Below are 12826 nucleotides of genomic sequence, written 5' to 3'. Positions count from 1 at the left end.
GGCCGGCAGGACTTTCAAAGGAACCTCGCCATCCGAAGATGGACGGGGTATCAACTAATCTGGCGTTGATTTTTGGCACGCTGTTGAGTTCTCAAAGAACGGACGCTTCCTTCGTACTCACCCTCTCGGGCTTTCCTCCGGGCTTTTCCCTTCGGTCTTTCGTGTTTCCAACCTTACCAGATCCTTTTCCGCTCCGTTTCCGGTTCGGATTTTGTTTCCGGTGGCCTGTTGGGGGCCTTGCCTTTCGGCGTGGTCACTACTTTAGCCGAATTCCCCGGCGACTCATAATCGAGCCATTCGGACCAAATTTCGGCATGCCGAAATCCGCACCCGGTGGGGTTCGTCGTAGGTAGTGGATGGCCGCTCCGGGGTGCTTGAAGAAGCATGTCCCGTTTCAAGCGGCTCGCCTACGTTAGGCGTCCGCAGCACCCGAGTCAAGTCGGGTCAAGAGGTCCTCTTGCGGGGCACATGGGCGCGGTACGGGCTGACCGTCGGGTCGGCGTCGATCCAGAAGCGCCAGGGATGCGGTGCTCCGTCGCCGCCCACTCCCGTGCGGGGGCCACTGCGTACCTGGTCGGCCGGGGGTGGGGTTCCCTTAAGAAGGGACAGAGGGGAGTCCGCGCCGGCGCAGGTGTCGGTGCCGTTCAGGGAGAGGGCCACGTCGAGGGCCGTGGCCAGGCGGGCCGGGCCTTTGGCCAGTTCCCTGTCGTAGCGGGCCGAGAGTCGACGGGTCCGTGCCTGTTCCGCGCCCACGAGGATCTCGCCCGCGCGCAGCAGGACACCGCTCGCGTGGCCCTCGGGTCCGCACACCAGATTGAGGCAGTGCCACATCCCGTAGGTGAAGTAGACGTACGCGTGTCCGGGCGGGCCGAACATGACGGCGTTGCGTGCGGTGCGGCCGCGGAAGGCGTGGGAGCCGGGGTCGATGGCGCCGGCGTACGCCTCCACCTCGGTGAGGCGGAGTTCGATGCGGCCGGCGTTCGAGTTCCGTACGAGGGTGCGGCCGAGCAGATCGGGGGCGACGTCCAGGACGGGGCGGTCGAAGAAGGCCCGCGGGAGCGGCGTACGGTCGGGGCTCTCGCTCATGGCGCCCGAGCGTACTGGGGTCTCCTGGGTAAGCGGTGGGGAACCGGTTACGGTCGTCGCGCGTATGTAGAGGTCAAGGCCAAGCAGGACAAGAGGGAGTGTTCATGGGGTTCAAGAAGCTGCTCGCGAGCCTGGGTGCCGGCGGTGCGTCCGTCGAGACGGTGCTCACCGAGGAGAACGTCGTCCCGGGTGGCGTCGTCCAGGGTGAGGTGCGGATCCAGGGCGGTTCGGTCGACCAGCAGATCGAGGGGCTGTCCGTGGGCCTGCAGGCCCGGGTCGAGGTCGAGGGCGCGGACCAGGAGACCAAGCAGGACATCGAGTTCGTCAAGGTCCGGCTCGGCGGCGCCTTCACGGTGCAGGCCGGTGCGGTGCACGTGGTGCCGTTCGGTCTGGAGATTCCCTGGGAGACGCCGGTCACCGCGATCGCGGGGCAGCAGCTGCGCGGGATGAACATCGGTGTGACCACCGAGCTGGAGATCGCCCGCGCGGTGGACTCCGGCGACCTGGACCCGATCAACGTCCACCCGCTGCCGGCGCAGCAGGCGATCCTGGACGCCTTCCTCCAGCTGGGCTTCCGTTTCAAGAGTGCGGACATGGAGCGTGGGCTCATCCGCGGGACCCGGCAGAAGCTGCCGTTCTACCAGGAGATCGAGTTCTTCCCGCCGCAGCAGTACCGCGGTCTGAACCAGGTCGAGGTCAGCTTCGTCGCGGACGACCGTGAGATGGACGTCGTCCTGGAGATGGACAAGAAGCCGGGGCTGTTCAGCGAGGGCAGTGACTCGTTCCGCGCGTTCAAGGTGGGTCTGCAGGACTTCCACACGACCGACTGGGCTGCTTACCTCAACCAGTGGCTCGCCGACGTCGGTGGCAAGCGCAACTGGCTCTAGGCTCACCCCCGTACAGAAGTCTGCGATACGGAGGTACGGACGTGGCCGAGGGGAAGAGGGCGCCGCTCCCTCACGACTTCCATCCGCAGGTGCCGGCGTTCACCGTGGTGAGCGACGACATCGTGGCGGGTGGTGCGCTGAAGGACGCGCAGGTGTACGCGGCGGGGAACATCTCGCCCCAGCTGAGCTGGGAGGGGTTTCCGGCGGAGACGAAGAGCTTCGCCGTCACCTGCTTCGACCCGGACGCTCCGACGGGCAGCGGGTTCTGGCACTGGGTGCTGTTCGACATCCCGGTGTCGGTGACCGAGCTGCCGGCGGGCGTGGGCACGGGGTCGTTCGCGGGGCTGCCGGCCGGTGCCGTGCAGGCGCGTAACGACTACGGGTCCAGGGACTTCGGCGGTGCCGCTCCCCCGGCCGGCGAGAACCACCGCTACGTCTTCACCGTGTACGCGGTGGACACGGAGAAGCTCGGGCCGGACGCGGACACCTCTCCCGCGGCCGTCGGCTTCAACCTGCGGTTCCACACGCTGGGGCGTGCGCAGTTGATCGCCGAGTACACCGGTCCCGCGCGCAGCTGAGCGTTCGTTTGTTGTTTGCCCGCTTCTGGTCTTGGAGAGATCAGAAGCGGGCATCTTTCGTTGCGCACGATATTGCGTTGTCCAACCCGGCGCGCCCGGCCAGAGTTGATCCCAGCCCGGAGCCCTGCCATGGGGCTGGGCCGGCACACGGGAGGTGGGCACAATGCGGGACACGCTGGTTCTGAACGCGAGCTTCGAGCCGCTTTCGACGGTCACACTCAACCGTGCGGTGGTGCTTGTCCTGCAGGACAAGGCCGTCGTGGAGCAGGAGCATCCCGATCTTCGCATGCGTGCCGCCGCCGTCGACATTCCGGTGCCTCGGGTGATCAGGCTCTGCCGTTACGTACGGGTGCCGTTCCGAAGACAGGCTCCGTGGTCGAGGCGGGGTGTGCTGGTCCGGGACCAGCACCGGTGCGCGTACTGCGGGAGGCGCGCGACGACCGTGGACCATGTGGTGCCGCGGGCGCAGGGTGGTGGGGACAGCTGGCTGAACACGGTGGCGTCCTGCGCCGAGGACAACCACCGCAAGGCGGACCGGACTCCGGAGCAGGCGGGGATGCCGCTGCTGCGCGAGCCGTTCGTGCCGACGCCGGCGGACGCGATGCTGCTGGCGATGCGGGCCGGTGAGAGGTCCGAGCTGCCGGAGTGGCTGGCCAGTTCGGCGGCGTGATCCGGTGCTTCCGGATCTGCGTAGAGGTGTACGACGAGGGCCCGCTTCCCTGCTCGGGGAGCGGGCCCTCGTCGTTCAGCGGAGCAGCAGCTGGACGATGGCGACGGTGCCGACGGTCACGATGACGCCACGCAGGACGTTCGGGGGCAGACGGCGGCCGACCTTGGCGCCGATCTGGCCTCCGATGGCGGAGCCGACGGCGATGAGCAGGACGGCGGTCCAGTCGAAGTCGGCGACGAAGAGGAAGAAGAGCGCGGCGATGCTGTTGACGATCGCGGCGAGGACGTTCTTGACGGCGTTGAGGCGCTGGAGGGTGTCGGCGAGGAGCATTCCCATGAGGGAGAGGTAGATGATCCCCTGGGCGGCGGTGAAGTAGCCGCCGTAGACGCTGGCCAGGAGCAGTCCGATGAGCAGGAGCGGGCCGCCGTCGGGGTCTCCCTGGTGACCGTGGCGTTCGCGGCGGCTCTGTACGGCCTTGGAGATCCGGGGCTGGAGGATGACCAGGACCAGGGCGAGGGCGACGAGGACGGGAACGATGGTCTCGAACGCCCGGGCCGGGAGCATCAGCAGGAGGACGGCTCCGCAGAGTCCGCCGATGGCGGCGACGGTGCCGAGGCGCAGGACGCGCCGGCGCTGGCCCTTGAGTTCCTCGCGGTAGCCGATGGCTCCGCTGATGGAGCCGGGGATGAGGCCGAGGGCGTTGGAGACGGTGGCCGTGACCGGGGGCAGTCCGGTGAGGAGGAGGACGGGGAACGTGATCAGCGTTCCCGATCCGACGATGGTGTTGATGGTGCCGGCTCCGACGCCGGCCGCGAACACGGCCAGTACTTCCCAGATGGACAAAGCCATCTCCTTACAGGATCAGTGGCTCGCCTCCCCGCCCTGACGTCCGTCGGGGTCGAGGGGCTCGCACCGATCATGCACGACTGCGTGTAGGTGTCAGTCGACCGGGGGCACTTCGCGGCGTTCGGTCTCGTTGCCGGTGCGGCTGCCGGGCACCGCACCGGTGTTGAAGCCGGGTGCTCCGCCGCCGAGGTTGCCGAAGGCGCCGGAGAGGCCCTTGAGGGCGTCGCCGATCTCGCTGGGCACGATCCAGAGCTTGTTGGCGTCGCCCTCGGCGATCTTCGGCAGCATCTGGAGGTACTGGTAGGAGAGGAGCTTCTGGTCCGGGTCGCCGGCGTGGATGGCCTCGAAGACCGTACGGACGGCCTGGGCCTCGCCCTCGGCGCGCAGGGCGGCGGCTTTGGCCTCACCCTCGGCGCGGAGGATCGCGGACTGCTTCTCGCCCTCGGCGGTGAGGATCTGCGACTGGCGGATGCCCTCTGCGGTGAGGATCGCGGCGCGCTTGTCGCGGTCGGCGCGCATCTGCTTCTCCATCGAGTCCTGGATGGAGGTCGGCGGCTCGATCGCCTTGAGCTCGACGCGGTTGACGCGGATGCCCCACTTGCCGGTGGCCTCGTCGAGGACGCCGCGCAGGGCCGCGTTGATCTCCTCGCGGGAGGTGAGGGTGCGCTCCAGGTCCATGCCGCCGATGATGTTGCGCAGGGTGGTGACGGTGAGCTGCTCGATGGCCTGGATGTAGCTGGCGACCTCGTAGGTCGCGGCCCGGGCGTCGGTCACCTGGTAGTAGATGACGGTGTCGATGTTGACGACCAGGTTGTCCTGGGTGATCACCGGCTGCGGCGGGAACGGGACGACCTGTTCGCGGAGGTCGATCCGGTTGCGAATCGAGTCGATGAACGGGACGACGATGTTCAGACCGGCGTTGAGGGTGCGGGTGTAGCGGCCGAAGCGCTCGACGATCGCTGCGCTCGCCTGCGGGATGACCTGGATCGTCTTGATCAGGGCGATGAAGACGAGCACCACCAGAATGATCAGGACGATGATGACTGCTGACATCGCGTTCCCTGTGCCCTTCGCTGCCGGTCGACTGCCGGGTTGGTTGTGATGATCGAGTTTCCCAGACGGCGCGCCGTCTCGTGGGGGGTTCGGTCACATGACCACGGCGGTCGCCCCGTCGATCTCGACGACGTCGACCTGGTCGCCGGGTTCGAAGGCCAGCCCGGAGTCGAGCGCGCGGGCGGACCAGATCTCACCGGCGAGCTTGATGCGGCCGCCGTTGCCGTCGACCCGCTCCAGGACGACGGCTTGACGGCCTTTCAGCGCGTCGATGCCGCTGGCGTGCTGGGGCGGGCCGTTGCGGTGGCGGGCGGCGATGGGTCGGACCACCGCGAGGAGCGCCACGGAGACGATGACGAAGACGACCACCTGCGCGACGATGCCGAAGCCGAGACCTGCGGTCACGGCTCCGGCTACCGCACCGACGGCGAACATGCCGAATTCAGGCATTGCGGTCAGGACGAGCGGAATGCCGAGTCCTACCGCGCCGATCAGCCACCAGACCCATGCGTCGATGTCCACGTGGTCATGGTAGGGCGGTGGGGTGGGTCCGGGACAGGGTGCGATTCCCGGCCGGATTGGGCTACTTCAGCGGGAGGCCCTGCGCGGTGTAGCGGTCGCCGACGTGCTCGACGACGAGCGGGAGGCCGAAGCAGAGGGAGAGGTTGCGGGAGGTCAGCTCGGTCTCCATCGGGCCGGCGGCGAGCACCTTGCCCTGACGGATCATCAGAACGTGGGTGAAGCCCGGGGCGATCTCCTCGACATGGTGGGTGACCATGATCATGGAGGGGGCGTACGGGTCGCGCGCGAGGCGGCCGAGGCGGCGGACGAGGTCCTCGCGGCCGCCGAGGTCGAGTCCGGCGGCGGGCTCGTCGAGGAGGAGGAGCTCGGGGTCGGTCATCATCGCGCGGGCGATCAGGGTGCGCTTGCGCTCGCCCTCGGAGAGGGTGCCGAACCTGCGGTCCAGGTACTCGGTCATGCCGAGGCGGTCGAGGAAGGCGCGGGCGCGCTGCTCGTCGACGGCGTCGTAGTCCTCGTGCCAGGTGGCGGTCATGCCGTACGCGGCGGTGAGGACGGTCTCCAGGACGGTCTGCTTCTTGGGGAGCTTCTCCGCCATGGCGATGCCGGCCATGCCGATGCGGGGGCGGAGGTCGAAGACGTCGGTGCCGACGCCGCCGAGCTGCTCGCCGAGGACCCGGGCGGTGCCGGCGGAGGGGAAGAGGTAGCTGGAGGCGATGTTGAGGAGGGTGGTCTTGCCGGCGCCGTTGGGGCCGAGGATGACCCAGCGCTCGCCCTCCTTGACCGACCAGGAGACATCGTCCACCAGAGCCCGTCCGTCGCGGACCACGGATACGTCCACCAGCTCCAGTACATCGCTCATGAGCGCGTTGTCTCCCCTTGCGGTCGAGTCGAGTCGTCGCGTGCGCCTGTGGGCGCGGCGTCCAGGGAAAACCTACGCCACTGTCGGAGCGGGCCGGTCGTTAGGTCCGGTAGTTCCCTGCCGCGGGGCGGGGAGTCCCTAGTCTGGGGGCATGCTTTCGGAACCACGCTCAGGACGCCTGGCCGCTTGGGGCAATGCCCTGCTGGCCGGATCGGTATCGCCGGACGACGCGGCGCTGGCCATTGTCGGGAACGACGCGGTGCACCGCGTGGAGGGGCTGCCGGGCGAGGCGGGACCGGTCGGGCTGACCCTGGCGCTCGGCCGGCTGCGGCGGCTCGGGGTCTCGGGGTGGCGGGTGGCGCTGCCGGCGCCGGGGCATCCGCTGGGGCTGAGCGGCCCGCCGGACTTCAACGCACGGGCGCTGGAGGCGGAGGAGGCGGTGGTCGGCTTCGGCGCTCCGTACGGTCTGGTGCCGGAGGTGACGGAGGCCGGTCCGCCCGGTGATGTGCATGTGGAGGTCGTCTGGCGGTGCCTGCCCGTACGGGAGGCGCCGCCCGCGGACGTGCCGTCGCTCGGTGAGGCGGAGCGGGAGCTGGCGGAGGCGATGCGCGAGGCGACGGCGGTGCTGACGAAGCTGGACGTCGCGGGCTCGGGCCCGGTGGCCGACGCGGCCCGCGACGCGTACCGGGCTCGGGCGGAGGCGGGACGTGAGGTCCTGGCCCCGGGCTATCCGGCCCGTGCGGTACGGGTGTTGGAGCTGGCCCAGCGGGTGGGGCTGCTGATCGACCTGGCGTACGACCATGGTCACGGGGGCGCGGTCAGCGCCTCGGAGATGGCGGCGCGGGGGGCGGCGCTGCGGCCGGTGGAGCGGGTGGCCCGGCGGGCGCAGGTGGCGGCGTACAACGCGTACGTGGAGGAACGGGAGCGGGAGCTCTGAGGACGCGGGAGCTCTGAGGGGCTCGGCCGCGCGTTCCGGCCACGGCCGGCGGAGTCCGCCGCGGCGGGGCGGGCCCGGGAGCGCCCCGGCGCCGACGGGTGCGAGGACGCGTCGGGAAGGGAAGAAGCCCGGCCCCCGGGGGATCGTCCGGGGGCCGGGCTGGTCGCGGGGCGTCAGTGGTTGACGGCGCCGTTCGCGAAGGCCGGGTTGAGCAGGCCGATCACGTTGACCGTGTTGCCGGAGACGTTCACCGGGACGTGGACCGGGACCTGCACCAGGTTGCCGGACGCGACGCCCGGCGAGTGGAGGGCCTCGCCGTGCGCGTCCGCCCCACCGTGGGCGGAGGCGACACCCGCACCCGCGGCGACGATGCCACCGGCGACCATGGTGAGGGCAGCGGCCTTCTTCAGGTTCTTCACTTCAGGATCCTCCTGGTTTTCGCTGCGGCCGGCCGCCGCAGCACGCCATGGAGAACGCCCGCACCCCCGCCGGGTTGCGCCGAACGGGGGACATACACCCGACGGTATGAAGAAGGGAACGGAGGTGCCCCTTCCGTCTCACCCGTTTCACGTGGTCAGGCCGTGCCGCACCGCCCACAGCGCCGCCTGCGTCCGGTCCGCGAGATCGAGCTTCATCAGGATGTTCGACACGTGCGTCTTGACCGTCTTCTCCGAGAGGACGAGCGCCCGGGCGATCTCACGGTTGGAGCGGCCGTCCGCGATCAGGCCGAGCACCTCGCGCTCGCGCTCGGTGAGCGTGGAGCCTCGGCCGGTGCCGCCGTGGCCGTCCTCCTGGGAGAGCAGCGCCCCGGCCACCTCCGGCTGGAGGAGCACATGCCCCGCGTGTACGGAGCGGATGGCGCCGGCCAGGGCGTCCGGGTCCACGTCCTTGTAGACGTACCCCGAGGCGCCCGCCCGCAGCGCGGGAACGACCGTGCGCTGCTCGGTGAAGCTCGTGACGACGAGCACCCTCGCCGGGTTGGCCAGCTCGCGCAGCTTCCGCAGCGCCTCGATGCCGTCCATGCCGGGCATCTTGACGTCCATGAGGACGACGTCCGGCCGCAGCTCCTCGGCGCGGGCGATGCCCTCGGCTCCGTCGGCCGCCTCGCCCACGACCTCTATGTCGTCCTGGACCTCCAGAAAGGTCCGCAAGCCGCGCCGGACCACCTGGTGGTCGTCGACCAGCAGAACGCGAATGATCTTGTCACCCACCGGGGACCTCCATCTCGATCGTGGTGCCTCGGCCGGGCTCCGATGTCACGGTGAGTCTGCCGCCGACCCCGCCTGCCCGGTCCCGCATGGAGACGAGACCGAGATGCCGGCCCGCCCTGCGGACCGTGCGGGGGTCGAAGCCCTTGCCGTCGTCGGTGACGGTGAGCAGCGCGCCCTGGCCGTCGCGGACGAGGGAGACGGCGACCAGCTCCGGCTCGGCGTGGCGCAGGGCGTTGTGCAGGGCCTCCTGGGCGACCCGCAGCATGGCCTCCTCCTGCGCGGCGGGCAGCGCACGCACCCCCGAGCTGTCGAAGGTGACGCGGGCGCTGTGGGCCCGGTCCAGGACCTGGATCTGGGTACGGAGGGTGTGGACGAGCCCGTCCTCGTCGAGCGCTGCGGGGCGCAGCTCCACGACGGCGGCGCGCAGCTCGTCCGCGGCCTCGGCGGCGAGCGCGGCGACCTGCTGGAGCTCGCCCTTGGCGCGCGCGGGGTCGCGGTCGACGAGGGCGGCCGCGGCCTGGGCGGTGAGCCGCAGCGAGAAGAGCTTCTGGCTGACGGCGTCGTGCAGCTCGTGGGCGAGGCGTGAGCGCTCCTCGGCGATGGTGAGCTCGCGGCTGCGCTCGTAGAGCCGGGCGTTGGTCAGGGCGATGGCGGCGTGCTGGGCGAGGATCGAGAGCAGTTCCTCGTCCTGCTCGGTGAAGCCGCAGCCACCGTCCGGCTTGGGGCAGCGCTTGTTGGCGAGGAAGAGGGCGCCGATGGTCTCCTCGCCGTCCTGGATGGGCAGGCCGAGGAAGTCGGACATGTCCGGGTGGGCGGAGGGCCAGCCCTCGAAGCGGGGGTCCTTGCGTACGTCCGCGAGCCGCTCGGGCTCCGCCTTGTGGAGCATGGCCGCCAGGATGCCGTGCTGGCGCGGCAGCGGTCCGATGGCCCGCCACTGCTCGTCGCTGACGCCGTCGACGACGAACTGGGCGAAGCCGCCGTGGTCGTCCGGGACGCCCAGTGCCGCGTACTCGGCGTCCAGGAGCTCGCGGGCGGAGGCCACGATCGTCTTGAGGACGTCGCGCACCTCCAGGTGGCGGCTCATCGCCAGGAGTGCGGTGCTCACGGCGGCCAGGCCGGAGCTCGGTCGATGACTCATGAATTCACCGTACCGGTGCGTGGTGACCGTGCGTATCCGCCTGTGGACGGCCGCCGGTCGGGACCGTGGGCCTAGGTCGAAGTGCCTTGTGCGGTCGGGGCCCGCGGACGAGGCGGCGGCGGGGTGAGCGGTCGGAGGCTGGATCCATCGGCAGGAGAGGGGATGGATGTCATGCCAGTAGCGATCATCACGGGTGCGTCGAAGGGTCTCGGCCGGGCGCTGGCGGGCGCGCTGGCCGGACGGGGCTGGGATCTGGTGCTCGACGCCCGCACGGCGAAGGTGCTCGACGAGAGTGCGGAGGCGGCACGCGCGCGTGGGGCACGGGTGGTGGCGCTGCCCGGGGATGTGACGGACGGGGCTCACCGTCGGGAGCTGGTGGCCGCGGCACGGGAGCTCGGCGGGCTCGATCTGCTGGTGAGCAACGCGAGCGCCCTGGGGGCCGAGCCGCTGGTGCGGCTGGACGCCCTCACCCTGGACGGTCTGCGGACGGCGCTGGAGACGAACGTGGTCGCCGCCCTGGGACTCGTACAGGAGGGGCTGCCGCTGCTCAGGGAGAGCGCGGTGGGGGCGGTGGTCGCGGTGAGCTCGGACGCGGCAGCGGAGGCGTACGACACGTGGGGCGGTTACGGGGCGTCGAAGGCGGCGCTGGACCAGCTGGCGGCGGTGCTGGCGGTGGAGGAGCCGGGGCTTCGGGTGTGGGCGGTGGATCCGGGGGACATGAACACACCTGTACGCGGCGGCCGTCCCTGAGGACGGCGATCCGCGGCCGGAGCCGGGGTCGGTGGTGCCGGGGTTCCTCGCGCTGCTCGACCGCAGGCCGGCGAGCGGCCGGTATGCGGCGGCGGATCTGGTGGAGGCGGTCCGATGAGGGTGTCGGGGGCCGTCAGGGTGCCCGAGGAGCTGTCGGCGCGGGTGCCGGCCGAGCAGCGCGGGCCCGGGCGGGGAAGGGAGGACGTGCGGCTGATGGTGTCGCGCGGGACACGGGTGTCGCACCATGCGTTCCGCGAGCTGCCGGCGCTGCTGCGGGCCGGAGACGTGCTCGCCGTCAATACGAGTGCGACGCTCGCCGCGGCCGTGACGGGGCGGCTGGGTGGGGAGAGCGGCGGGGAGGCGGTGGTCGTGCACTTCTCGACGCGCGGGGACGACTCCAGGTGGGCGGTGGAGGTGCGGGAGCCCGACGGGAGGGGCAGCACACGGCCGCGGGCGGGTGGTCCCGAGGGAGCGGTGGTCCGGCTGCCCGGAGGGGCGCGCCTCGTGCTGGAGGAGCCGCTGGCGCCGGGGGCCGCCCGGCTGTGGTGGGCGCGGGCGGACAGCTCCGTACCGGCGCTGCTGGCGCGGTACGGGCGGCCGATCCGGTACGGGTACACGGAGCGCGACCAGCCGCTGTCGGCGTACCAGACGGTCTTCGCGCTTCCCTCCCCCGACGGTTCGGGCTCGGCGGAGATGCCGAGCGCCGGCCGGCCCTTCACGGCCGCGCTGGTGGCGGAGCTGGTGCGGCGGGGGGTGCAGTTCGCTCCGCTGACCCTGCATACGGGGGTGGCGTCGGCGGAGGCGCACGAGCCGCCGTACCCGGAGCGCTTCGCGGTCCCGGCGTCGACGGCGTGGCTGGTGAACGCGGCGAGGGCGGGCGGGGGCCGAGTGATCGCCGTGGGGACGACGGCCGTGCGGGCCCTGGAGTCCGCGGCCGACGGGAGCGGACTCGTACGGTCCGCGGCGGGGTGGACGGATCTGGTGGTGACGCCGACGCGTGGGGTGCGGGTGGTGGACGGGCTGCTGACCGGGCTGCACGAGCCCGAGGCCTCGCACCTGCTGATGCTGGAGGCGATCGCCGGACGTCCCGCGCTGTGCCGTGCGTACACGGAGGCGGTCCAGGAGCTGTACCTCTGGCACGAGTTCGGCGACGTGCACCTCATCCTCCCGAAGGAGAGCCCTCACCATGCGCAAGAGCGAAGCAACGCGCGGTGAGTTCGTTACATGGCCGATGTGAGCCCGCGCATAGGACCCAGGTCACTTACGAACCGCCCTAGTGGACCCAAAAGGGACAGATAACCACTGTCTGAGCGGGTCCCGGGCGGGTTTCCGTGGGTCGTGCACGGGCCCCTGATCCACTACCCGGGATCGTACGTCACACCTTTGCCACAGGATTTTGCTGCCGCTAAGAATTGCAGCCGTCGCCGCCGAGAGGGCGTAGCGCCGCCCCGGCCTGAGCGACCCCCTGCTATTCGAAGAGGTAGTCCTGCATGTCTGCGAACACCCGTCGTCTGAACAAGACCCACAAGGCTTCGATCGCCGGTGTCGCCGTTCTCGGCGCCGCAGCCGTCGGCTTCTCCCTCGTGCCGGCCAACGCCGCCACCGAGGTCGAGCCGCAGGCGCTGGCGAACACGCAGCAGGTCGCCCTGGCCTACAACGCTGACAGCGCGCAGGCCAAGGCCCTCCAGGCCAGCCTCGCCGACCAGACCGCGAGCATCAGCCTGAAGGCCAAGCAGGAGGCCGAGGCCAAGGCCGCCGCAGCCGCGGCGAAGGCGAAGGCCGACGCGAAGGCCAAGGCCGACGCCAAGGCGAAGGCCGCTGCCAAGGCGAAGGCCGAGGCCGAGGCGAAGAAGCGCGCCGCGGCGAAGGCTGCCGCGAGCCGTGCCGCCGCCCGCACCCCCGTCTTCGCGAACAACCTCGACGGCTGGATCCGCGAGGCGCTGTTCATCATGGACAAGCACAACATTCCGGGCACGTACAACGGCCTGCACAAGAACATCATGCGTGAGTCCAGCGGCAACCCGCGGGCCATCAACAACTGGGACATCAACGCCATCAACGGCGTCCCGTCGAAGGGCCTGCTCCAGGTCATCTACCCGACCTTCAAGGCCTACCACGTCCCGGGCACCAAGTTCGACCAGTACGACCCGGTCGCCAACATCGTCGCCGCGGCCAACTACGCCGCCGACCGCTACGGCTCGATCGACAACGTCAACAGCGCCTACTAAGAGCCGCCGACGCGCCGCTCGAAGCCGCTGCCACGCCGAAGGGCGGCACCCCGTGCAAGGG

General features: G+C 70.5%; 14 protein-coding genes and 1 pseudogene. 7 read left to right on the top strand and 8 right to left on the bottom strand.

The features are described from left to right. Window positions 1–444 precede the first annotated feature (444 nt). A complete protein-coding gene (locus ACFQ7Q_RS35730; protein ID WP_383562643.1) occupies window positions 445–1086 on the bottom strand; it encodes a DNA-3-methyladenine glycosylase in 642 nt (213 codons plus the stop codon). 104 nt (window positions 1087–1190) lie between these two features. Between ACFQ7Q_RS35730 and ACFQ7Q_RS35725 the strand changes: the two genes are divergently transcribed. From ACFQ7Q_RS35725 to ACFQ7Q_RS35715, 3 genes are all read left to right on the top strand, one after another. Further along, entirely contained in the window at window positions 1191–1973 is a 783-nt protein-coding gene (locus ACFQ7Q_RS35725; protein ID WP_383562640.1) for a sporulation protein, read from the top strand. A 41-nt stretch (window positions 1974–2014) separates the two neighbouring features. Continuing rightward, window positions 2015–2551 carry a YbhB/YbcL family Raf kinase inhibitor-like protein gene (locus ACFQ7Q_RS35720; RefSeq protein ID WP_383562637.1) on the top strand — a complete coding sequence of 179 codons (537 nt, stop codon included), beginning with the start codon at window positions 2015–2017 and terminating at the stop codon, window positions 2549–2551. Between the two features lie 163 nt (window positions 2552–2714). Then, complete coding sequence (locus tag ACFQ7Q_RS35715) at window positions 2715–3221, top strand: HNH endonuclease (protein ID WP_383562634.1); 507 nt, start codon at window positions 2715–2717, stop codon at window positions 3219–3221. A gap of 75 nt (window positions 3222–3296) precedes the next feature. Here ACFQ7Q_RS35715 and ACFQ7Q_RS35710 read toward each other — a convergent pair whose 3' ends face one another. The 4 genes from ACFQ7Q_RS35710 to ACFQ7Q_RS35695 form a co-directional block, all read right to left on the bottom strand. Continuing rightward, window positions 3297–4070, bottom strand: a complete 774-nt coding sequence (locus ACFQ7Q_RS35710) for a sulfite exporter TauE/SafE family protein (protein ID WP_383562631.1) — start codon at window positions 4068–4070, stop codon at window positions 3297–3299. A 90-nt stretch (window positions 4071–4160) separates the two neighbouring features. Beyond that, complete coding sequence (locus tag ACFQ7Q_RS35705) at window positions 4161–5120, bottom strand: SPFH domain-containing protein (protein WP_383562628.1); 960 nt, start codon at window positions 5118–5120, stop codon at window positions 4161–4163. Between the two features lie 93 nt (window positions 5121–5213). Next, window positions 5214–5642 carry an NfeD family protein gene (locus tag ACFQ7Q_RS35700; protein WP_383562625.1) on the bottom strand — a complete coding sequence of 143 codons (429 nt, stop codon included), beginning with the start codon at window positions 5640–5642 and terminating at the stop codon, window positions 5214–5216. A 61-nt stretch (window positions 5643–5703) separates the two neighbouring features. Then, on the bottom strand, window positions 5704–6501 hold the full coding sequence (locus ACFQ7Q_RS35695) for an ABC transporter ATP-binding protein (RefSeq protein WP_383562623.1): 798 nt from the start codon (window positions 6499–6501) through the stop codon (window positions 5704–5706). A 151-nt stretch (window positions 6502–6652) separates the two neighbouring features. Between ACFQ7Q_RS35695 and ACFQ7Q_RS35690 the strand changes: the two genes are divergently transcribed. After that, the gene (locus tag ACFQ7Q_RS35690) at window positions 6653–7438 is read left to right on the top strand and encodes a hypothetical protein (RefSeq protein WP_383562620.1); all 786 of its coding nucleotides are present in this window, start codon (window positions 6653–6655) and stop codon (window positions 7436–7438) included. Between the two features lie 173 nt (window positions 7439–7611). Here ACFQ7Q_RS35690 and ACFQ7Q_RS35685 read toward each other — a convergent pair whose 3' ends face one another. From ACFQ7Q_RS35685 to ACFQ7Q_RS35675, 3 genes are all read right to left on the bottom strand, one after another. Next, window positions 7612–7857 (bottom strand): chaplin, encoded by a 246-nt coding sequence (locus ACFQ7Q_RS35685; protein WP_383562617.1) that lies wholly within the window; start codon window positions 7855–7857, stop codon window positions 7612–7614. 147 nt (window positions 7858–8004) lie between these two features. Next, window positions 8005–8649 carry a response regulator gene (locus tag ACFQ7Q_RS35680; protein WP_383562614.1) on the bottom strand — a complete coding sequence of 215 codons (645 nt, stop codon included), beginning with the start codon at window positions 8647–8649 and terminating at the stop codon, window positions 8005–8007. Next, a complete protein-coding gene (locus tag ACFQ7Q_RS35675; protein ID WP_383562611.1) occupies window positions 8642–9787 on the bottom strand; it encodes a GAF domain-containing sensor histidine kinase in 1146 nt (381 codons plus the stop codon). The genes ACFQ7Q_RS35680 and ACFQ7Q_RS35675 overlap by 8 nt, the downstream gene beginning before the upstream one ends. Before the next feature lie 171 nt (window positions 9788–9958). Here ACFQ7Q_RS35675 and ACFQ7Q_RS35670 point away from each other — a divergent pair. The 3 genes and pseudogenes from ACFQ7Q_RS35670 (at window position 9959) to ACFQ7Q_RS35660 (ending at window position 12765) form a co-directional block, all read left to right on the top strand. Further along, window positions 9959–10655 (top strand): annotated as a pseudogene (locus ACFQ7Q_RS35670) (SDR family NAD(P)-dependent oxidoreductase). Beyond that, on the top strand, window positions 10652–11752 hold the full coding sequence (locus ACFQ7Q_RS35665) for an S-adenosylmethionine:tRNA ribosyltransferase-isomerase (protein ID WP_383562608.1): 1101 nt from the start codon (window positions 10652–10654) through the stop codon (window positions 11750–11752). The pseudogene ACFQ7Q_RS35670 and the gene ACFQ7Q_RS35665 overlap by 4 nt, the downstream one beginning before the upstream one ends. A 275-nt stretch (window positions 11753–12027) precedes the next feature. After that, on the top strand, window positions 12028–12765 hold the full coding sequence (locus ACFQ7Q_RS35660) for a transglycosylase SLT domain-containing protein (protein ID WP_383562605.1): 738 nt from the start codon (window positions 12028–12030) through the stop codon (window positions 12763–12765). Window positions 12766–12826: the final 61 nt, after the last annotated feature.

This window comes from Streptomyces sp. NPDC056527, assembly GCF_042794475.1.
Taxonomy (GTDB): domain Bacteria; phylum Actinomycetota; class Actinomycetes; order Streptomycetales; family Streptomycetaceae; genus Streptomyces.
Note: the sequence above shows the minus strand (reverse complement) of the source record. Positions and strands in the feature narration are given on the sequence as shown.

Coding starts and splice junctions, on each gene's coding strand:
- ACFQ7Q_RS35690 (WP_383562620.1), top strand. CDS start 6,653: ATGCTTTCGGAACCACGCTCAGGACGCCTGGCCGCTTGGGGCAATGCC.
- ACFQ7Q_RS35705 (WP_383562628.1), bottom strand. CDS start 5,120: ATGTCAGCAGTCATCATCGTCCTGATCATTCTGGTGGTGCTCGTCTTC.
- ACFQ7Q_RS35695 (WP_383562623.1), bottom strand. CDS start 6,501: ATGAGCGATGTACTGGAGCTGGTGGACGTATCCGTGGTCCGCGACGGA.
- ACFQ7Q_RS35730 (WP_383562643.1), bottom strand. CDS start 1,086: ATGAGCGAGAGCCCCGACCGTACGCCGCTCCCGCGGGCCTTCTTCGAC.
- ACFQ7Q_RS35725 (WP_383562640.1), top strand. CDS start 1,191: ATGGGGTTCAAGAAGCTGCTCGCGAGCCTGGGTGCCGGCGGTGCGTCC.
- ACFQ7Q_RS35710 (WP_383562631.1), bottom strand. CDS start 4,070: ATGGCTTTGTCCATCTGGGAAGTACTGGCCGTGTTCGCGGCCGGCGTC.
- ACFQ7Q_RS35665 (WP_383562608.1), top strand. CDS start 10,652: ATGAGGGTGTCGGGGGCCGTCAGGGTGCCCGAGGAGCTGTCGGCGCGG.
- ACFQ7Q_RS35675 (WP_383562611.1), bottom strand. CDS start 9,787: ATGAGTCATCGACCGAGCTCCGGCCTGGCCGCCGTGAGCACCGCACTC.
- ACFQ7Q_RS35715 (WP_383562634.1), top strand. CDS start 2,715: ATGCGGGACACGCTGGTTCTGAACGCGAGCTTCGAGCCGCTTTCGACG.
- ACFQ7Q_RS35660 (WP_383562605.1), top strand. CDS start 12,028: ATGTCTGCGAACACCCGTCGTCTGAACAAGACCCACAAGGCTTCGATC.